The following is a 20,305-nucleotide window of genomic DNA, read 5'->3' as shown; positions in this document are numbered from 1 at the left end:
GGGATAAACCTGCTTTTAAGAAGCTGTCAGTCATATTTATTTCTATGTTATATTTTGAAATCCAAGCTAAAATATCATTGGAAACATCATTAATAATTGAGGAAGTATTTGACAGGAATGCAGATTTATATTGATTATAGTAAATTATATATATTGGTATGCTAATCAGTATAAAAAAAGTAATATACGGAATTAAAAATTTGAATATGATATTAGTTTTATTTATTTTTTTATTTTCCATAAAATATTCCTAATTATTTTTTATTACAATGAAGTTACATTATATACTAAAAGAACATATTAATCAAGTAAAAATAAATATTTAATTTTACGTTTAATCATATATTTCAATATGAAAAACCAGTGAATTTTAATACAAAGGAACTGAGCATCATATATAAACAGATAATTTTTGTTAAAGTCAATTGATTTTTTTTTTTTTTTCATATATAATGCCAATTAATAATAGATTTTAATAAGGATTAATAATATGAAAAAGATTAAAAATATTTTATTTATTTTAGTATTCAGCTTAATTATGCTCAGCATTTTTTCATGCAGCAGCTCTCAAAATCCAAATGACGGTCCATCAGGTTTAGCTGGAACAACATGGTCATCTGAATATGCTGGAGAAGGCTCTGGATATTGGGCAGCTCTTTACTTTGAAGATAATGGAAAAGTCAGCATAGGTTGGTGTGTTTCTGAAAAAAGTGCTATAAAATATGCACAAGGAGGTGGGAGAAATGGTACAAAAGGAGATTATACTTTTGACGGTAAATCAGGAAATATTAAATCAAGCAAAGAGTATGCTAGAGGAAATTTCACTGTAAATGGAAATACTTTAACTTTCCAATCAGGTATGAAGCCTACTTACAATAAAAAATAATACTCCTTAAAAATTAGGATATAGTAGATTTTAATATTTACTATATCTTTTTTAATTATAGGTTATTGAGTAAAACTTGAAATTAATTAATATTGCATAAACAATTATACTAGATATTTTATCAGTATAAAGAGCCTGCAAATTTTCTAAAATATCAAAATCCGTCAATAATTTTAATTTCTTTTTCAGTCAGCCCGTAAAGAGTATAAACAATGCCGTCAATCTCCTTTCTAAAGCGGAAGTATCAATATTCTGTTTTGTGCTTAATAAATCTAAATTAAAAAGCTGCTTCATTATCATAATCTATTTTTTCGCCTTTTAGCTTTTTCTATAAAGTATTTAATTTTTCTTCTTTTTCCTGCGGTATTCTTATGTTTTCCAATACATAATTAATAACTTCTAATACTGCAATACAATCATCAGCATTAGCTTCATTTTCTGTATCTGTAATATTAAAATTATGTGCAGATTTATTTCCAATTACTCCGGCACTTGATAGTAATTTTTGTATTTTTACAGTAATTATGTCTAACTCTAATAACTTATCAATATTTTTATTAAAATCTTTTTCTATTTCTGCATTATGCTTTTATAATATTAAAGACTCCAAAGAGATTCTTGATAAAGTTAAACCAGCTCTGGCAGCTTATTTAGATTCCTCAATATCCTTAAAATATTTTGGAAATATTTTTAATAATGTATTTGCTGAATAATTTAGATTTTCTTCTTCATTCTCTGAAGAACATATATTATATTCTTCAAAGTTATCTATTAAAATATTAAGCCATTCTTTATTTATTCCTGATTTGATTAGTATTTCTTCTGTTAATATCATATATACCTGCCTTTTATCAGCATATTTTTTTATTATAAGCAGATTATATTGATTTATTTGATTTTTATATACTAAAGATTTTTAGATTTTTTAAGTTTTATATATATTTTTTGCTGTTTTACTAAATACCGCTTTATACCGTTAAATCCCGCTTATTCGCTGTTGTGTTCTGCTCTATTGCTTGGCTTTATCATATAAAAAACTTTATTAAAAAAAGTATATAAAAAATTATTTTTTACGGGAACTTTTTTAATATTATTTCGTCTAATTAAGCAGAAAAATAAAAAATATATTTAAAGGATAAAAACATATGAAAAACATTTTATTAATTTTTACTTTAGCATCATTTCTTTTTTTAGTTTCCTGCGGCAGTAATGCATCCGAAGGCAATGTTTCAAGTCAAGAGGCTATACAAAAAAATACATCGTCTGATAATATAGCAGATACAGTACATGAGTCAGTATTTTCAGAAATTATTGATATAATGCATGCTCCTATGATGAAACAGCCGTTTCAAAAAACTTCTAACATAGATATTGATTTCTTATTTAATATGATTCCTCATCATCAAGGTGCTATTTTATCATCTAAAAGACTTTTGGAAACAAGTAAAAATGCAGATGTAACTGATTTAGCTAATAATATTATTAAAGCTCAGGAATTTGAAGTTACTGAATTTACTGCTTTAATTAAAGAATTAGAAACAAAAAACACAGATTATTCTGCTATTGATACTGCTAAAATAGGCGATGATATGGAAAACATTATGAATAAAATGATGACTGATATGTCTTCTATACAAGTTACAGGAGATAATGATATTGATTTTTTACAAGGCATGATTCCTCATCATCAAGGTGCTGTTGATGCAGCTGAAAAGATTTTAGAATCAACTAAAGATGAAAAAATTAAAGAAATAGCCAATAGAATTATAATAGATCAGGAAAAAGAGATAAATTATATGAATGAGTTAATTAATAATTTATCTGCAAATAATTAATGTTAAATCAATTAAAAGGCTTAAATAATAATTATTTGAGCCTTTTACATACTTGCAAAAAATAATATATATCAATAGTTAGGAGCTAAAACTATGAATAAAATACTAATGTATTTTATTGTTTTATTCTTTCTTTTATCATGTGCAAGTAAAGTTAATATCATAAAAGATGATTTTTATGGAACTGCTCACTATCAAACAGACTATGTTAGTATACAAAATTGAGATACTACTTCAAATTTAAGATTTATAAGAAAAGATGGTGATATAATATTAGAAATACAATATTTAAGCAGTACAGCTTTTTCTGTTTCACAAAATAATAAAATAATATTAAAATTTAAAGATAATGAAATATTAGAATTAAGCTATATAGATAGTGTTACAAAATTAAATAAAGAAGAAGTTTATAAAACAATTAAAGGATGGTTTTTTAATACTGAATATATAGATACATATACTATAAATGCAATAACAAAAGTAAACAATTTTGATATTTTTACTGATATAAGGTTAGAAAATAGTACAAAATTTAATAACCTAAAATTTCCTGAAAATAAAGCAAAGGAATTAAAAAGACTTTTTGATGAAATAAAATTATTAATTAATAAATAAAGGGGTGTGTTATATAATAAAAAATTGTTTTGATATTTAAAATATAATTTATATATAATCAATGAATTTTATTACAGCAATAGGTTATATAATATATTCATCATAATTTTTATTATATATAATATCGTCCATATTATTTTATTTAGTAATCTTTTTGTGATGAATATACAAGTAATAGATTATCACACAACAGCGAATAATCGAAATAAGGCGGTATTTAGTAAAATGTAAAAAGAAAAGAACCAGCACATTATATAATCAATTATAGGATTTTTTTAATTGAAAAAATCAGAAAAAACATCTATTATACCATCTCTCATTATTTTTGCCCCATGTCATAAAATCTTTTTAAGTTTAAATTTACAATTAGGATAATTACTGCATCCATAAAATTCTCCATATTTTCCTTTTCTTAATACTAATTGTCCTTTACATCTAGGGCATATATAATTATATATTTCATTTTTAGTTTCTTTTATACTTTTTATATGTTCAGTTTGAGAAATATTTTTATTATTTGAAATTAATTTTTGATAAATAGTTTCGATTTCTACAATACTATAATTTGTTTCATCATTAAAGTTATTTAAATAGTTTTTTAAATCACGTAAATTAATAACATTTTTTGCATTTATTTTATCATCATTATTTTGAGTAAAAACTACTAATGAATTAATATTATATTGATTTCCCAATATTCTTTTTAAATGAAATACATGTGACTTATTTTGTTTAATAGGATTATAAAAACGATTTCTTATACCTTTTCTTAAACATTGAGTCCATTGCATATCATTTTCACTTCCAAATATAAAACCGCTTTAATTTTTTGTTTCTATGCAAAATATACCATTTGATCTTATTTCTATATGATCTATTTGATGACTTTTATTGTTATCATCAATAATTGTTAAGTTATTTATTTGTCTATGTTCTGTTTTACCAAAAAAATAAGAATTTAAAACTGAATTAACTTTTTCTTCCACTATTCTTCCTTTAGCTTCTTCATTATGAAAAATATTATTAATAACTTCTTTATTAATTAAATATTTGAACAAACCCATTTTTTTACCTATTACTTAATGGTATTTATATATATACTAAATTATTATTTTGTCAAATATTTTTTATGAATTAATTGGTGAAACACAAAAATAAAAAAGCAGTTGCAGTAAGATATTTAGAAAATACAATATGTTTATTCTCAAAGAAATGCAGAGGCTGTACTGTTATAGATCATAATGTAGATATTTACAGTTGCGATCATTATGTATATACGAATTATAAAATAAGAAATATATGAAGGATAATCCTAATGATTTAATATATTCTGATAAGCAAAAATCTTTCGGAGCAAAAAAATCGGCTCTTCCTAAAAACTGTTTAAGATGTTATGCCTTATTTTCTTGTTAGGGAGAATGTCCTAAAACAGATTTGAAAAGTTTTATGATGGGGAAGAGGGTAGAAATTATTTATACGAAGGGTGCAAAAATATTTTTATCATATTCATAATTATATGAAGGCTATGAGAAAGCTTTTAGAAAATAATATAGATACAAGAGAGATTATGAGAATAAAAGAAAGTCCTATAGTAATAGTAAAAAATAAATAACTTGATTTTTTATATTAATTTATTAGATTTATAGAACAAATGATTTTTAATAGGTAGGTTTGTTTTATGTTGAAAGAAGTAATGCATATAGGTATTACAGTGAGCAATATCGAAAGATCAATTAATTTTTATAGAAATATTTTAGGCTTAAAATTTATAGGTGAGGCTGTTATGGAAGGAAAAGAAACAGATGCTCTTTTTGCTATGAATAACTGCAAAGTAAAAATTGCTTATCTTAACGGCAGCGATAATATAATAGCCCCTCCTATAGAATTATTAGAATTCATAACTCCAGAAACTATAAAAAGCGAATCCAAATTAAATAAAATTTCTGCTTCAGAGATATGTTTCAGAGTTGAGAATATAGATAAGGTATATAAACACTTAATAGATAATAATGTAGAATGCTTATCCGCTCCTCAGGAATTTGATTTCACTTCATACGGATTTTCAAAAAGTAAGGCATTGTATTTTAAAGACCCTGACGGAATAATACTCGAATTGATGGAAACATTTTGATGGAAACATTCTAAAAAATTATCATATGAACTATAGTATACAAAGTACATTATTTTATATAGAATTTAATAGTTTTATAATATTAAAAAATAATATAAAAATTTTTGGAAGAATTGGAAAAGAATATAAAATTCAAATAAATTAGGAAATTATATTATGAAAATAAAGTTACTCTTAACTATCATAACTATTTTATTGCTTAATATTAATATTTTATATTCAATGAAGTTTTCTCCAAACTATACCTCCGACTATAGGACTTTTTAAAGGTAATATATATCATAAATATGATTATTCCAATTTGGATTTTGGAGTTACATTGGGTGTTTCTTTTAGAGCTTTAGAATAATTTGATATTTGATAAAAACTGTTATGATAGTAAATATATCATGGCGGTTTTTAATTTTATTCCCAATCCCCACCCTGTTATATTTACTATTATATTGAGTAATTTTAATCTTATTATATTTATTAGCTTAATCAGAATTTTCAGCACCCACCCTGGCGGAATTTAAATTTCTAATCTTCTCATCGTACGCAGAGCTAAATTTTATATATAATTAAATTATTAATTTAAATAAAACAAAATATAAAAATGCATTCACCGTACGTGGAATAAATTTAAAAATTTAAACAACACTTGGGCGGGCAGCTGAAATTAAAGAAAAGATAAAAAAGAAAAATAATATAAAAAGAACAGTAAATGCAGAAAATCTAGAGGGAGGGGTTCAGAGTATATCAAAAAAATTATTTTTTTTATTTTTAAAAAATTTAATATAAAAAATATATAGAAGCAATAATAAAGAACTATATATTACTAAATACATATTTTTACATCAATTTAATAGTTTTTTATATTGAAAAATAAAGTATATGATTTAGAATATTAATATTAAACTATGGTGTAATTATTATGAAACATCTCTATAAACTGGATAATGTCGCCAAACTTTTTGTATCTATAAAAAATAAAAAAAATATACCAATATTCCGAGTATCGGTTGTTATTAAAGAAGAAGTTAATCCTCAAAAACTTCAAGATGCTTTAGACATAGCTATAAAAAGATTTCCCACACTTTCTCTTATGATAAAGAAAGGACTTTTTTGGAATTACTTTGAGGAAAATTATAGAAGATTATTAATACAGGAAGATAAATATTATCCATGCTATAATATAAACAGCAAATTAAATAATGGCTATCTTATAAGGGCTGGATATTACAAGTGCAGAATTTTTGTAGAGATAGATCATTCTCTGGCAGATGCTACAGCTTTAATAAGTTTTTGTAAATCTTTATTGTATCATTATTTTATTTTGATTGGTAAAAAAATTGATGATAAAAATGATGATGTGTTTAAAGATAATATACATACTATAGCTGATTATGATGATAGTTTTTTAGTTCATACCAAAGATAAGTATGAATCTCAAAGTGAGAAAAAGATAAAAAATATTTATTTAATCAAAGGAAAACCTTTAAAATTTTATGGGGATAATGTTGTACATGGTATATTAAGTTTAAAAAGCATCAAAGAAGAAAGTAAAAAATATAATATAACAATAACATCTTATATGCTTTCTGTTCTAGCTTATTCTATTTATGAAACAAGAATAAAAAACAGACTTGACGGTAAAAATATAGTTGTATGTGTGCCTGTAAATTTGAGAAATATTTTTCCTTCAATATCTTTAAAAAATTTCTTCGGTGTTGCAAATATATTAATTCCTACAGACAAAAAATTAACCTTTGATGATATAATAAAAATTGCAGATAAAGAAATGAAAGAAAAGATTACCAAAGAAAAGCTTAAGAATTTTATATATAAGAATACAAAATTAGAAAATAATGCATTGGCTAAATTTATACCTTTATTTATTAAAAACTTTGCTGTTAATTTGGTATTTGAACTTTTTGAAGATAAATTAAAAACAATAACAATATCAAATTTTGGAAATATTATACTTCCTGATGATATGAAAGATTATATAAGTCATTTTGAAGCTGTTGTATATCCTACTATAAACAGTCCTTTAAATTGTGGTTTATGCAGTTTTGGAGATAAATTGTCTGTAACATTCAATAGAACAGTTATAGAAACGGATATAATAAAATATTTCTTTAAATATGTATCTAATGTTTCAGAATTAGAAATTTATTCTAATGACTATGGAGTATAAATAAAATGTCTTATTGTGATAATTGCAAATTAGAAATAAAAACAAATATATGTCCTTTATGTTTAAAAAAACTAAATGATAATAATGATGATAAAAAAATAATATATGAAGAGTATCATTCATATGAATGGTTTTATAAACTACAGAAAAAAATCAATGCCAAAAAAATAGTTTCATTATCATCATTAGCCTTAATAATATCTTTGATAATAGTAAATATTTCAACTAATTCAAAATATAATTGGGCTGTAATATCTGTTATATCAATATTATCTGCATATTTCACTTATTTATGTTTTACAGCAAATAGTTTATATTTAAGGCAGAAATTACTTATAGAGTTTTTTATATTAATACCTCTTATTATTGTAATAGATATATTCACAGGATTTCATAAATGGTCATTTAATTATCCTGTTCCTTTTTTGGCTTTGGGACTGGATATTGCTATGTTTATTATTGCCGTTATAGACAGAAAATATTTCAATGAATATGTTTCTTATATAATTTCTTCTTCATTTATATCAATGCTTATGATAATTCTTCCTTTATTTAATTTTGTACTTTGGAGCAGTTTATCAGCTTTTGGAGGAGGTATTATCATTATATTGGCTATGCTTATATTGTTTAATAATGATTTTATTTCATCTATGATAAAGATTTTTAATTTATAATATTGAGGAGTACCTTTTATGGAAGAAAGCAAAAAAGAAAAAAAGAGAAAGGCTGGTTTTGATAAAAGAAATAAAAAACTTGAAGAGAAGATGAGAAGAAAAAATTTATTCTCAGAGTATTTAAGCTATCCTATAATGGCATTCAATTTTCTAAAGGCTGATAAAAAAATAAAGCCTGAAAAATATAGATATGATAAGAATAAGGCACAGTATATATTATATTTTGCTCCTCAGCTTGAAGATAATGAAGAATCAAAGAAGAAGGTTATAGTTTATATATACGGAGGTGGCTGGAGAGAAGGTACTGCCGATTTGTATAGATTTGTAGGAAGAAGATTTGCAGAAGAAAAATTCCATACTATTTTATTGGGATACAGACTTAGTAAAAATCATAAATATCCCTGCCAGATAGAAGATGTATTTGCAGGTTTTAATAAGGCATTGGAAATTTTGAAAGAAAAAAATATTGATTATTCTGATATAGTAGTTATAGGTTCATCTGCAGGTGCTCATCTAGGTGCTTTGCTTGTATATAATAAAGAGATGCAGAAAAAATATAATACTGATAATAATCTTTTTAAAGGCTATATATCTTTGGGAGGTCCTACAGATTTAACGGTATGCACCAATGATATAATAACACCTATGCTTGATCAGTTATTTGAAGAAGGATATATCAGAGATTCGGCTAATCCTTATTCTCATATAGATGGAAGCGAGAAGACAAAAGTATTATGCATTCATTCCGCACTCGATCCTATATGCGATGTTCAGAATTCCATTAATTTTTCCAATAAAGTAAATAGTTTTAATGAAGGGCTTGCAGAATGTATTATATTCGAAAATAAAGATATATATCATAATAATTTAGTTAATGGTATATTTTTTGAGGATATGGACAGAGAGCATATAATGGTCAGAGTATTAAAATGGATTGAGAAAATTTAATATAAGTATAATAATATTTTTTATATTAATAATCATTATTTTAAGTGATTAAAGCCAACTTTATAGTACATGTTACTAAACATAAATGTTTTATACTATCAATTAATGAAATTACTTTCAAATTAAATAAAAAATAAGTGTATTGACAAATCAATTGATGACGATAATAAATATATAAAATTATAATGGAAATATATTTTATGAAAAAGATTTTTATTTATTTATTATTAGTTTCATTTATTTTTATATCTTCTAATATTAAAGTTCATGCCCAAGATGCAGCTTCATCTATGATAAAATCTATGCAAATAGAAGAAGTAGCTGATATATCTGTTTCAGATGAAAACTCAAGTATGACATTTTTAGAATTGGCAGAGAATTATACCTCTATCATAATGAATAAAAATGCAACTCCAGAACAGCTTGAAGCATTAGGAAATTTACTTCAAATGTGGATGGATACTTTGGCAGAAAATTATAGCAGAGATGATATGTTTAATGAGTACAGCAGACTTACATCTACTTTATCTTGTATGTCTATACATTTGATATTGAGAATTGCTATTAAGGATAATAATATTCCTACAGAAGCAGCACAAAATAATATATATAATGCCATTAATAATAAATTTATACCATCATTTGCAGAATTTAAAAATGACGGTTGGAAGACAGAATTTAATTTTTATGTAATTAATATGTCTGCTGCAGTATGCAAATGGTATGAAGATAAATCTAAAAAATTGGACTATCCAGACTTTAAGGTATGGAGAGAAGGTGATTTCTAAAACATTATTCATTATTCAAGGAGGAATTAAATAATGGCTAAAATTCAAGATAATGCAAAAAAGGATCTTAAAAGTCTAATATCTAAATATAAGGAACAGGCTACTGTAGTAATAAAAAAAAGTAAAACAGTTTAATTTTATTAATTTATATTTAGAAAATAGTTTTATTTATTGTTTGATAAATAGAATTTGATTATCCCTCTTAAAATTTTTAGGAGGGATTTTTTTATTAAATAGATTTTTATTTTTTTTCATATAATAATAGATTTGTAAAAAATGAATAATAGTCTTGACAAATAAAGTCTTTTAAGTAAAATATTGTCTATATTTTAAGGAATAAATTTTAATATGAGATATATAGTATTTTATAATTCACTTACTAGAGAAAAAGAAGTATTTAAACCAATTAATAGTGAAGAAATTGGTATGTATTCATGCGGACCTACTGTATATAATTATGCACATATAGGAAATTTTAGAGCTTATATATTTAGTGATTTACTTAGAAGAGTATTGGAAGATTATGGGTATAATGTTAAGCTTATAATGAATTTAACTGATGTTGATGATAAAACTATAAAAAATTCTAAAGCAAATAATATTTCTTTGAATGATTATACTCAAAAATATAAAGATGCATTCTTTGAAGATATACAAACTTTAGGAATAAAAAAAGCATCTGTAAATCCAGCAGCAACTGATCATATAAAAGAGATGATTGATATTATAGAGCTTTTAAAGAAAAACGGACATACATATGAATCTGACGGTTCTGTATATTTTAAGATAAATACATTTCCAAAATATGGAGAATTAGCCAATTTGGATAAGCAGGAATTGCTTGACGGAGCTTCAGGACGAGTTCTTAATGATGAATATGATAAGGAGAATGCAAGCGATTTCGTTCTTTGGAAGGCATATACAGAAGAGGATGGAGATGTTTGTTGGGACTCTCCTTTTGGAAAGGGAAGACCTGGATGGCATATAGAATGTTCTGCTATGAGCTGTAAATATTTAGGAAAACATTTCGATATACATACGGGCGGAGTTGATAATAAATTTCCTCATCATGAAAATGAAATAGCTCAGAATGAGGCAGCATTTAATGAAAAATTTGTTAATTATTGGCTTCATTGCGAGCATTTAATAGTTGATGGTGAGAAGATGTCAAAATCTAAAGGTAATTTTTATACCCTTAGGGATTTGCTTGATAAGGGGCTTTCTCCTGAAGCTATAAGATATTCTCTTATAAATTCGCATTATAGAAAACAATTAAATTTTACTATAGAAGGGATTAAACAGTCGCAAAGTGCCATTGATAGGGTTAATGATTTAATATTCAGGCTTCAAGATATAAATAAGACTGATTCAAATGAAATCAATGAAAATTTATTAAAAGAGTTAGATACTTCTAATGAAAAGTTTTCAGATTCTATTTATAATGATTTAAATATTTCAGAGGCACTTGGAACTTTATTTACATTGGTAAAATCTGTAAATACATCTTTTGAATCTATTAATACGGATACAAGAGATAAGATATTGAAATTTATAGAAAGGGTGAATAATATTATCAATTGCTTCAAAATAGGCAGTACAGATAAAGAAGAAAATAATGCCGATGAAGAAAAAATCAATAAAATGATAGAAGAACGTACTCTTGCTAAGAAAGAAAAGAATTATCAAAAAGCAGATGAAATAAGAAATGAACTTTTATCTATTGGAATAGAGATAATGGACACTCCTCAGGGTGTTAAATGGAAGAGAAAATAATGATAAAAAATAAAGGAATTATGTGGACTTAATAAAAAAAACATTTCAGCATATAGAAGGTATTGGACCTAAAAAAGAGAGTCTTTTATGGGAAGAAGGAGTTATAGATTGGGAAGATACATTAAATAAAATAGATTATTATGCTATGCCGGGCAGTATTCGAGAGGTTTTGAAGAAAGAACTTCCTAAATCTATTTATAATTATAAATCAAAAAACTATAATTATTTTTTAAAGAAATTTCCTCCTTCTATAACATATAGATTGTATCCTCTTTTTATGGATAAAACTGTATTCTTGGATATAGAAACAACAGGTATTAAACCTTCCAAAGCTCATATAACGGTTATAGGCTGTTATGATGGTAAGGATATAAGGGTATTCGTTCATGGCAGAAATGAGCATGAATTTTTGGATTATATAAAAAATTATTCTATAATAGTTACATTTAACGGCTCTTGTTTTGATATACCGTTTTTGGAGAGATATTTTGCTACTACTATAAAATCTGCACAAATAGATTTGCGTTTCGTTCTTAAGGATTTAGGATATACAGGTGGATTAAAAAAGATAGAACAAGATGTAGGTATTTCTAGAGGCGATGATATGGAAGGGGTTAATGGTTATACAGCTGTATTGCTTTGGAATTATTATCAGGATACAAAAGATGAGTCTGCAATAGATTCACTTATACATTATAATTTATTGGATACTGTTAATTTGGAACATTTGCTTTGTTTGGCTTATAATAAATATGCTGAAAGTTCTAATTGTAAATTGTTGGAATATAAACCTTTGCTTTCAGTAGAAAATTATAAGCCAAATAAAAAACTTATAGATGCATTACATAAGAAGCCTTATAAATATTCTCCTAAAAGCGAAGATTAATAAGCCTGATCTAATATAGTCATAATAGAATCGAAATTCATACTTCTAGGAAGGTTGTCCATACCATCATATTTTAATGCAAGCTCTGCAACTTTATCGAATTTACTTCTATCAATATTTATCTCATTTAATCTTGTTGGTAAATTGATATTATGCAAAAACTGCTTTATATGCTGTGCTGACTGATTTGCAATTTCAAAAGGAGTCATTTCAGGGTCTATTCCATCTATTACATTTGAAAGTACAATATATTTATCAGGTGCTACAGTGATATAGTATTCCATTATATGAGGAAGCAATATAGAACATACCATAGATTTATTAACAGCATAAACACTATTTATTGCTATTGATAATGCTCTTATAGCTCCCAAGCTGCTATGACATGCCGAAGTAGCACATAACATATTTGCTGTAGCTAATGTTGTTATATTATCCATATTATTACTGTCAGATATAAGTTTTTTTAATCCCTGCATACTTATTTTCATAGCATGTACTATTAAAGGTTCTGTTATGCTTGTAAGTGTATTGCTCATATATATATCAAAAGACAATGCAAATACAGATAATGCACTGCTTATTGTATATTTTACAGGTACAGTAGCATATAGAGTAGGATCTATAATACAATTAGAAGTATATACATTTGGTTCATTGTTTTGTTTATTAATTTCATCGTATTTATCATATAAGCACATACCAGTGGCTATTTCTGATAAAGAACCCAATATTGTAGGCACAGCTATGATTGGAAGAGGCTTATGATATACAGGCTGTCCATTAATATAATCTGATGCCTCACCGCTGTTTGTAACTACAATAGCAGCACCTTTGGCTGTATTTTGTATTTTAAATCCTCCAACTGCAACTATAGATTCCGCCTTACTATATCTTACAAGGTTTGCAATAATATCAGCAGCATCGCTAGTGCTTGTAGAGTTTATATCAGAATAAACCATAACATTTATAAACTTATCATTAAGTTTATTTACTATTTGGTCTATTAATCCTGTTTGATTGAAAGAAGCACCGTCTGTAACCAATACAGTTCTTCCGCCGTATTTCTTTATAGTATCTGATAAGCAATCTAGAGAATCAACTCCAAATGTTATTTTTGTTGGTATATTAAATTCTATTATAGCCATAGTCTACTTCTATTATATTAATTTTATATTTCTTATCATATATATTCGGAAATATTAACCTTAATTTTTAATTAGTATATGTATAATTTTTACAAACTGTATATAATTTTAGTTTATTTATTATATGAATAAAGAATTCTACATAAAAAAAGCTAAAGAATTTTTTTATAATAAAGATTACTACAATCTTTCTGAAACCTGTAAGAAATTGATAGAAATAGATGATAATACTAAATACTATTTTTATATAGGATTTTCCTTATATATGCTTGAAAATTACATAGAAGCAGTAGAATACTTTGAAAAAGCACTAGATAAAAATACAGAAAATGAAATTGATATTAATTATTTTTATTATATTGGTTTATCATACTATTATATAAATGAATTTGAAAAGGCTCTTAAATATTTAAAAATATATTTGAATTATTATTATGATTCAAGTTTATCATATAAGTATAAAAAAACTTTGAAATATTATATTGATATATTAGATATTTACGGCGGAAATGCTGATAATTTTAAATTTGTAGGCATATGTTATTATAGATTAGGTAATTATGATAATGCTGTAGAATATTTTGAAAAATCCAATAGATTGTATGATATAAATAATGAAAAGGATTATTATATAAAATTATTTCTTGGTATTTCATATTATAGGATAGATAAATATAAAAAAGCAATAGAAAATTTATTGGAAGCTAAATGTATTTATAATAACGGATATATTCTATACTACTATATAGGACTTTGTTATATGTATGTGAAGGACTATATTAATGCCATAGAAAATTTTAATAAACAATTAATACTTTCTAATGAAAATAGTATATATACAATATGCTATTTATCCATATGCTATTATCAGTTAAAAGATTATAAAAATCATTTTACTTTAATAAAAGAAGCAAGACAGCTGCAAAAAGAAAATACTAAAAATCATTCATTTTATTCATTTTCTAAATGTTTATAAATCATTTTAATATGTATAAATATTCATCTTTTATGAATGGTTTAATTTCATCAAAGTCAAAAACTATTTCTGTTTCACCTAAAACATAAGCAGTTATAGAGTATATAGCCCATACAAAATGTATTCCATCGGCATAAATGTAAAAAGATGTATCAGCTAAAGTTATTTCATCTAAAGGAACTAAATAATCTTCTTCTGTTCTATTATCTATTGATAAAAGTTTATCTGCAATAATATTTTTTAATTCAGTATCATTAACATTTTTTATGAAGTTAGTAATTTCTATTTTTTCGCCTGTTTCTAATGCATATACTGAATTATAATTATTGTACACCCCATGTGCACCTCCTAGATAAAGTGTTGAAGTTGTTCTTGCAGATATAGTTTTATCATTAAAATAAGTTATGTTTATAGATTTACTTGATTCATAACTATAAACTGAATTTGTTACCCATTCATTATAAAGGACGCTCATAGCATTTTCAAATAATTGTGATATCCTTCCCTTTTTATATTCAAATTCTAAATTTTCATTTCTTTTTAAATTATTAAAATTAAAATCTTTATTTATATCAAAAGAAATTTTATCATATGCTTCTAACTTGTTGGTATCATCTGGTATAAGCAAAAATATAGAATCTTTATATGAGAATGTTGAAGCACTTCCATATTCATTAGTTTCAGATACATTTGTATACACATAGTTATATACAGCTGCTTTTAATGATGAAGTTGTATTTATTTCTTTTGATGAACTATTTAATGATTTTGATTTCATCTTAAATGATGTAATATTTGAATATGTACATTCTATACTTTGACCATTTTGAGCTTCTGCATATATTTTATTATTTGTTATATCAATAATACTCTTTTTATTATAGAATTGATTTATATCATTTAAATTTTTATAATTAAAAGCTGCTTTTATTTTTTCATAATTTGGCATTAATTCATCATTATTTTCAGGCCATCTGTCATTTAAGTATACAGAAAAGAAATCGCCTTCATCATTTTTGGCATAATAGTGATGAGATATCCATTCAATACTTTTACTTATTGCTGATTCAGATTTATTTTCATTTTTTTCTATTTCATTAGTTTGATTTTGTGTTAAATTAGTATTTGTTTGAGTATTATTATTTGAACATGATATTATCAATATTATAAATGATAAGATAAGAATGCTTTTTCTAATCATATATTGTTTTCCTTAATTATTATTAACATACACAAGTAAACATAATATAGCATATTTTGTGTTTTGTCAATATAAAACAATACTCTATATAGAAATTACTATTGACATGATAATACTTATAATATAATATGAGTTTAAATTTCATACAAAATCAACATAATGAGGAATTGTTTTATGAAAAGAATATTAATTATTTTATCTATGATAATTTTTACCGTATTGTCATGTTCCAAAGTTACAGACAGTGCTAAAACAGGTTCATTATTAACTATAAATCTAGGACCTGAACCAAAAACTATGGATCCTACATTAAATTCTATTAATGTTGTGTCATCTTATATACTTCATGCTTTTGAGGGACTTACAAGAATAGATTCAAATAATAATGTAAAATCAGGAATGGCAGAAAGTTGGAATATATCAGAAGACGGATTAACATATACATTTCACATTAGAAAAGATGCAAAATGGTCAGATGGCAAACCTCTAACCGCTAATGATTTTGAGTATTCTTGGAAAAGAGCTGTTGATCCGAACACTGCTGCTGAATATTCATATATGATGGAAATAGTTAAGAATGCTAAAGAAATCAATTCTGGTGATATGTATTATAATGATTTAGCTGTGGATGCTATTGATGATTATACTTTTGAAGTTCGTCTTCCAAATCCTGCTTCTTACTTTCTTGAGTTTATAGCTTCTACCGTTGTTTTTATGCCTGTTAGAAAAGATATTATAGAAAGATATGGCGACAAATGGACTTTATCTCCTGATACTTATATTTGTAATGGTCCTTATAAAATGAAAGAAAGAATAACAGATGAAAAGATAGTATTTGATATTAATACTAATTATTATTCTGGTAAGGAACAATTAGTTAATGAAATAACTTTCTTACTTATGAGCGATCCTAATACTGCTATTGCTGGAGTTAGAGGAGGAAACATACATTTTTCTGCATTAGAGCCTCCTGCTGCTGAGATAGAAACATTGAAAAATAAAGGTTATATAATTGCTAATAATTCTATAGGTACATATTACATAGAATTGAATATTACTAATAAAGCATTTGAAGATAAGAGAGTAAGACAGGCATTGGCACTTGCTATAGATAGAAATTATTTAGTTGAGAATGTTACTAAAGGAGGACAGATTCCTGCAGGAGCATTTGTACCTACAGAAGTTAGAGGATTGAAAAGTACATTTAGAAAAGAAAATAAAGAGTATATAGATATTAATGATTATGAAAATAATGTGAAAAAGGCAAAAGAGCTTATGGCTGAGGCTGGATATCCTAATGGACAGAATTATCCTGTGATAGAGCTTAAAGTTTCTCCTGGCATTTATGTATTAGTTGGAGAGGCTTTACAGCAAATGTGGAAAGAGAATTTGAATGTTAATGTTTCTTTGGTACAGGAGGAGTTTCCTATTACTTTACAGTCATTAACAGAAAAAGATTATCAAATGGCTAGAATGGGGTGGACTGGAGATTATAATGATCCTATGACTATGCTTGATGTTATGATAAGCTACGGCGGAATAAATCATTCAGGTTTTAATAATAAAGAGTATGATGATAATTTACTTATTGCCAAACAATCTGCTGATAATAAAATAAGAATGCAGGCTATGGCAAAGGCAGAAAATATACTTATGGAAGAGATGCCTATTATTCCTCTATATTATAGGGCTGATTTATTTATGAAAAATCCTAAACTTCAAGGTGTGGTATTGAATCCTTTAGGAAGACATAAATTTAACTATTCATATATGAATGATTAGAATATATTTAAAAGGGTATTTCCCATAAACATAAAAAAGATAATTAGCATTTTATTAACTATTATGTTTGCATTTTTACTGTCATGCCGTAAAAATAATGATTCTATAGCTGTTAATATGGGAGCAGAATCTAGAACTATGGATCTTAGTTTTAATATCTTGAATGTTATCTACTCCTAATTATGATGCTTTGGGGAAACATAAATTTAATTATTGCTATTTAGAATAATTATATAATTTATTAAAAGACAAGGGGTTAATAATGATTCCTTGTTTTTTATTTTATTAATTCCAATACTTCCATTAATTTTACCATCAAACAAAGTTTTTAATATGTATTTATATAATTTGATTTAAAATCATTTTTTTATTGACAAATATTGATATTAGGGTATAAATAACATATTAACATAATAATACAAAAAATATTGGATATGCTTTATGAAAAAAATCATCTATTTATTATTAATTTCAATTATTTTGTTATCTTGTATGGGGAAGAATAATAATGAAAGTATAAGAGTAAGTATAGGAGCAGAGCCTCAAAGTATAGATCCTTCATTTTTATCTGCAGTTGACAGTATAATTTATGCTGTGCATGTATTTGAAGGTCTTACAACTAGGGATAAAGATAATAATATAGTAGGAGGTGCTGCTGAGAGATGGGATATATCTGAAGACGGACTTAGCATGACTTTTTATATTAGAGATAATGCAAAATGGTCTGACGGTAAGGATTTAATAGCCGATGAGTTCGTATATTCTTTTAGAAGGCTTGCAGATCCTAAAACTGCATCATCATATAGTTTTTTAATTACTCCTATAAAGAATGCCAAAAAAATACTTGAAGGAAAACTTCCTACAGAAGAACTTGGCATTAAAGCGATAGATGATAAAACTTTAATTATAAATTTTGAAAGCCCTACAGCATACTTTTTGGAATTGGCATCAATACCTATATTTTCACCTTTGAGAAAGGAATTTGCAGAAAATGATGATTGGACTTCTTCGCCAAATACATATATAGGAAACGGACCTTATAAAATGGTTAATAGAAGAGTTGATGAAATAATATCTTTAGAGCTTAATACCAATTATTGGAATAAAGATAATATGGTAGCTAAAAAAATAGATTTCATAATGTTTTCAGAAGTATCCACCGCTTATGCTGCTATGAAGGAAGGTTCTATATTGTATTCATCAAAGATACCAACTGCCAATATTGATTTGATAAGAAATGAAGGATATTTAGTTATAAAACCTTCATTAGGAACTGCTTATTATGCTTTGAATAATACAAATAGAGTTTTAAAAGATAAAAGAATAAGAAGAGCTTTATCACTTGCTATAGACAGAAATTACATAGTAGAGAATATTACCAAAGGCGGAGAAGTTCCAGCGGCTGCATTTATACCTTATGGACTTAAAGATATAGAAGGCGATTTCAGAGAGAATGGAGGGGGATACTATAGTGTCAAAAAAGAAGATTATCAATCAAATATTGAAGAGGCTAAAAAACTATTATCAGATGCTGGATATCCAAATGGAAACAATTTTCCTGTATTAGATTTCAAAACTAATCCAGGGGCTGGATTAACTATAGCAGAGGCGGTTCAGCAGATGTGGAAGGATAATCTTAATATAGATATAACTATCACTCAAGAAGAATGGTCTGTATTTCAAAAGAATAGACAAACTAGACAGTATGTTATTTGCAGGGCTGATTGGATAGGAGATTATCTTGATCCTATGACTTTTGCTGATCTTTTTGTAAGTAGCAGTTCTGGAAATAGGGTAGGATATAGCAATATAAAGTATGACAAACTTATATTAGAGGCTAAAAATACTATTGATAATGAAATTAGAATGTATAATATGCATAAGGCTGAAGATATGCTTATAGGGGAGGATATGGCATTTATTCCTCTTTATCATTATACAGCTCCTTCAATGCAAAACCCTAGACTTAAAGATGTTATTGTTGATACTTTGGAGATAAGAAGATTTTTTTATTGTTATATTGAATAATTTTTATAAAAAAATTATATTTTAAATATATTTTTTCGATTATTAAATAGAGCATAATAATAAAGAAATTAGTATTTAGTTTCTACTGAATACTAATTTCTTTATTAATTTAAATTTCAATTATTTTTCAAAGCCATTGCTAATTGACTATGCCCTGCATAATCTAAATTATAAAGTTCATTGAATCCATGCTTTTCCATATATGTGGCTAATGCTCCAGACCTAGTTCCAGTAACACAATACAGCAAATATCTCTTATTTTTATCAAGACTATGAACTAATTTTTCAGAATTTGGCTCATTTAAATCAATTAATATACTTCCTTCTATAGCTCCAGTCATATTTACTTCCATCATACTTCTTATATCTAATAATTGTATATCATCATTAGATTTTATCAGATTAGTAGCTTCTTGCACATTTACAGATTTTAACATATTAATTTCCTATTTTTT

General features: G+C 25.5%; 20 protein-coding genes and 2 pseudogenes. 14 read left to right on the top strand and 8 right to left on the bottom strand.

Annotated features, from left to right (window positions below; translation table 11 throughout):
- A pseudogene (locus tag Q1J76_RS11450) lies at positions 1–241 on the bottom strand (methyl-accepting chemotaxis protein); the annotation flags it as partial.
- A gap of 249 nt (positions 242–490) precedes the next feature.
- Here Q1J76_RS11450 and Q1J76_RS11445 point away from each other — a divergent pair.
- Positions 491–886, top strand: a complete 396-nt coding sequence (locus Q1J76_RS11445; protein WP_300370466.1) for a hypothetical protein — start codon at positions 491–493, stop codon at positions 884–886.
- Between the two features lie 328 nt (positions 887–1,214).
- Here Q1J76_RS11445 and Q1J76_RS12565 read toward each other — a convergent pair whose 3' ends face one another.
- Complete coding sequence (locus tag Q1J76_RS12565; protein WP_367182142.1) at positions 1,215–1,460, bottom strand: DUF4145 domain-containing protein; 246 nt, start codon at positions 1,458–1,460, stop codon at positions 1,215–1,217.
- Between the two features lie 72 nt (positions 1,461–1,532).
- The gene (locus Q1J76_RS11440; protein WP_300370463.1) at positions 1,533–1,721 is read right to left on the bottom strand and encodes a hypothetical protein; all 189 of its coding nucleotides are present in this window, start codon (positions 1,719–1,721) and stop codon (positions 1,533–1,535) included.
- A gap of 310 nt (positions 1,722–2,031) precedes the next feature.
- On the opposite strand from Q1J76_RS11440, the gene Q1J76_RS11435 reads away from it, so the two are divergent.
- Together Q1J76_RS11435 and Q1J76_RS11430 are read left to right on the top strand one after the other, a co-directional pair.
- Complete coding sequence (locus Q1J76_RS11435) at positions 2,032–2,721, top strand: DUF305 domain-containing protein (protein WP_300370460.1); 690 nt, start codon at positions 2,032–2,034, stop codon at positions 2,719–2,721.
- Between the two features lie 93 nt (positions 2,722–2,814).
- Entirely contained in the window at positions 2,815–2,946 is a 132-nt protein-coding gene (locus Q1J76_RS11430) for a hypothetical protein (RefSeq protein WP_300370457.1), read from the top strand.
- A gap of 725 nt (positions 2,947–3,671) precedes the next feature.
- On the opposite strand, the gene Q1J76_RS11425 is transcribed toward Q1J76_RS11430, so the two are convergent.
- Together Q1J76_RS11425 and Q1J76_RS11420 are read right to left on the bottom strand one after the other, a co-directional pair.
- Entirely contained in the window at positions 3,672–3,782 is a 111-nt protein-coding gene (locus Q1J76_RS11425; protein ID WP_300370476.1) for a topoisomerase DNA-binding C4 zinc finger domain-containing protein, read from the bottom strand.
- A gap of 219 nt (positions 3,783–4,001) precedes the next feature.
- Positions 4,002–4,400 (bottom strand): annotated as a pseudogene (locus tag Q1J76_RS11420) (nuclease-related domain-containing protein); the annotation flags it as partial.
- A gap of 77 nt (positions 4,401–4,477) precedes the next feature.
- Here Q1J76_RS11420 and Q1J76_RS11415 point away from each other — a divergent pair.
- The 8 genes from Q1J76_RS11415 (at position 4,478) to Q1J76_RS11380 (ending at position 12,715) form a co-directional block, all read left to right on the top strand.
- Positions 4,478–4,639, top strand: coding sequence for a hypothetical protein (locus Q1J76_RS11415; protein WP_300370454.1), 162 nt, complete (start codon positions 4,478–4,480; stop codon positions 4,637–4,639).
- A gap of 375 nt (positions 4,640–5,014) precedes the next feature.
- Entirely contained in the window at positions 5,015–5,467 is a 453-nt protein-coding gene (locus Q1J76_RS11410) for a VOC family protein (protein ID WP_300370451.1), read from the top strand.
- A gap of 913 nt (positions 5,468–6,380) precedes the next feature.
- Entirely contained in the window at positions 6,381–7,646 is a 1,266-nt protein-coding gene (locus Q1J76_RS11405; protein ID WP_300370448.1) for an alcohol acetyltransferase, read from the top strand.
- Positions 7,647–7,651: 5 nt separating this feature from the next.
- Entirely contained in the window at positions 7,652–8,320 is a 669-nt protein-coding gene (locus Q1J76_RS11400; RefSeq protein ID WP_300370445.1) for a DUF6320 domain-containing protein, read from the top strand.
- A 90-nt stretch (positions 8,321–8,410) separates the two neighbouring features.
- The gene (locus tag Q1J76_RS11395) at positions 8,411–9,268 is read left to right on the top strand and encodes an alpha/beta hydrolase (protein ID WP_498034144.1); all 858 of its coding nucleotides are present in this window, start codon (positions 8,411–8,413) and stop codon (positions 9,266–9,268) included.
- Between the two features lie 200 nt (positions 9,269–9,468).
- A complete protein-coding gene (locus Q1J76_RS11390) occupies positions 9,469–10,056 on the top strand; it encodes a hypothetical protein (RefSeq protein WP_300370439.1) in 588 nt (195 codons plus the stop codon).
- Positions 10,057–10,404: 348 nt separating this feature from the next.
- Positions 10,405–11,829 carry a cysteine--tRNA ligase gene (gene cysS, locus Q1J76_RS11385; protein ID WP_300370436.1) on the top strand — a complete coding sequence of 475 codons (1,425 nt, stop codon included), beginning with the start codon at positions 10,405–10,407 and terminating at the stop codon, positions 11,827–11,829.
- Between the two features lie 22 nt (positions 11,830–11,851).
- Positions 11,852–12,715, top strand: a complete 864-nt coding sequence (locus tag Q1J76_RS11380) for a ribonuclease H-like domain-containing protein (protein WP_300370433.1) — start codon at positions 11,852–11,854, stop codon at positions 12,713–12,715.
- On the opposite strand, the gene Q1J76_RS11375 is transcribed toward Q1J76_RS11380, so the two are convergent.
- Positions 12,712–13,863, bottom strand: coding sequence for an iron-containing alcohol dehydrogenase (locus Q1J76_RS11375; protein ID WP_300370430.1), 1,152 nt, complete (start codon positions 13,861–13,863; stop codon positions 12,712–12,714). The two genes, Q1J76_RS11380 and Q1J76_RS11375, sit on opposite strands and share 4 nt — an antisense overlap.
- 124 nt (positions 13,864–13,987) lie before the next feature.
- Between Q1J76_RS11375 and Q1J76_RS11370 the strand changes: the two genes are divergently transcribed.
- Positions 13,988–14,839, top strand: coding sequence for a tetratricopeptide repeat protein (locus tag Q1J76_RS11370; RefSeq protein ID WP_300370427.1), 852 nt, complete (start codon positions 13,988–13,990; stop codon positions 14,837–14,839).
- A gap of 1 nt (position 14,840) precedes the next feature.
- Here Q1J76_RS11370 and Q1J76_RS11365 read toward each other — a convergent pair whose 3' ends face one another.
- Positions 14,841–16,040, bottom strand: a complete 1,200-nt coding sequence (locus tag Q1J76_RS11365) for an RsiV family protein (RefSeq protein ID WP_300370425.1) — start codon at positions 16,038–16,040, stop codon at positions 14,841–14,843.
- A 174-nt stretch (positions 16,041–16,214) separates the two neighbouring features.
- Between Q1J76_RS11365 and Q1J76_RS11360 the strand changes: the two genes are divergently transcribed.
- The gene (locus Q1J76_RS11360) at positions 16,215–17,822 is read left to right on the top strand and encodes a peptide ABC transporter substrate-binding protein (protein ID WP_300370422.1); all 1,608 of its coding nucleotides are present in this window, start codon (positions 16,215–16,217) and stop codon (positions 17,820–17,822) included.
- A 441-nt stretch (positions 17,823–18,263) separates the two neighbouring features.
- Positions 18,264–19,850: a peptide ABC transporter substrate-binding protein gene (locus Q1J76_RS11355; RefSeq protein ID WP_300370419.1), complete on the top strand. Its 1,587-nt coding sequence runs from the start codon at positions 18,264–18,266 to the stop codon at positions 19,848–19,850.
- A 116-nt stretch (positions 19,851–19,966) separates the two neighbouring features.
- Here Q1J76_RS11355 and Q1J76_RS11350 read toward each other — a convergent pair whose 3' ends face one another.
- On the bottom strand, positions 19,967–20,287 hold the full coding sequence (locus Q1J76_RS11350) for a rhodanese-like domain-containing protein (protein WP_300370415.1): 321 nt from the start codon (positions 20,285–20,287) through the stop codon (positions 19,967–19,969).
- Positions 20,288–20,305 lie beyond the last annotated feature (18 nt).

This window comes from Brachyspira sp. (genome assembly GCF_029258575.1).
GTDB lineage: Bacteria > Spirochaetota > Brachyspiria > Brachyspirales > Brachyspiraceae > Brachyspira.
The sequence above is the reverse complement of the archived record's forward strand: the minus strand, read 5'-3'. Positions and strand labels throughout refer to the sequence as shown.

What these genes read in the sequence shown, in the direction of transcription:
- Q1J76_RS11390 (WP_300370439.1), top strand. Translation starts at nt 9,469, where the DNA reads ATGAAAAAGATTTTTATTTATTTATTATTAGTTTCATTTATTTTTATA.
- Q1J76_RS11370 (WP_300370427.1), top strand. Translation starts at nt 13,988, where the DNA reads ATGAATAAAGAATTCTACATAAAAAAAGCTAAAGAATTTTTTTATAAT.
- Q1J76_RS11365 (WP_300370425.1), bottom strand. Translation starts at nt 16,040, where the DNA reads ATGATTAGAAAAAGCATTCTTATCTTATCATTTATAATATTGATAATA.
- Q1J76_RS11355 (WP_300370419.1), top strand. Translation starts at nt 18,264, where the DNA reads ATGAAAAAAATCATCTATTTATTATTAATTTCAATTATTTTGTTATCT.
- Q1J76_RS11350 (WP_300370415.1), bottom strand. Translation starts at nt 20,287, where the DNA reads ATGTTAAAATCTGTAAATGTGCAAGAAGCTACTAATCTGATAAAATCT.
- Q1J76_RS11400 (WP_300370445.1), top strand. Translation starts at nt 7,652, where the DNA reads ATGTCTTATTGTGATAATTGCAAATTAGAAATAAAAACAAATATATGT.
- Q1J76_RS11360 (WP_300370422.1), top strand. Translation starts at nt 16,215, where the DNA reads ATGAAAAGAATATTAATTATTTTATCTATGATAATTTTTACCGTATTG.
- Q1J76_RS11375 (WP_300370430.1), bottom strand. Translation starts at nt 13,863, where the DNA reads ATGGCTATAATAGAATTTAATATACCAACAAAAATAACATTTGGAGTT.
- Q1J76_RS11435 (WP_300370460.1), top strand. Translation starts at nt 2,032, where the DNA reads ATGAAAAACATTTTATTAATTTTTACTTTAGCATCATTTCTTTTTTTA.
- cysS (WP_300370436.1), top strand. Translation starts at nt 10,405, where the DNA reads ATGAGATATATAGTATTTTATAATTCACTTACTAGAGAAAAAGAAGTA.
- Q1J76_RS11430 (WP_300370457.1), top strand. Translation starts at nt 2,815, where the DNA reads ATGAATAAAATACTAATGTATTTTATTGTTTTATTCTTTCTTTTATCA.
- Q1J76_RS11395 (WP_498034144.1), top strand. Translation starts at nt 8,411, where the DNA reads ATGAGAAGAAAAAATTTATTCTCAGAGTATTTAAGCTATCCTATAATG.
- Q1J76_RS11440 (WP_300370463.1), bottom strand. Translation starts at nt 1,721, where the DNA reads ATGATATTAACAGAAGAAATACTAATCAAATCAGGAATAAATAAAGAA.
- Q1J76_RS11410 (WP_300370451.1), top strand. Translation starts at nt 5,015, where the DNA reads ATGTTGAAAGAAGTAATGCATATAGGTATTACAGTGAGCAATATCGAA.
- Q1J76_RS11405 (WP_300370448.1), top strand. Translation starts at nt 6,381, where the DNA reads ATGAAACATCTCTATAAACTGGATAATGTCGCCAAACTTTTTGTATCT.
- Q1J76_RS11445 (WP_300370466.1), top strand. Translation starts at nt 491, where the DNA reads ATGAAAAAGATTAAAAATATTTTATTTATTTTAGTATTCAGCTTAATT.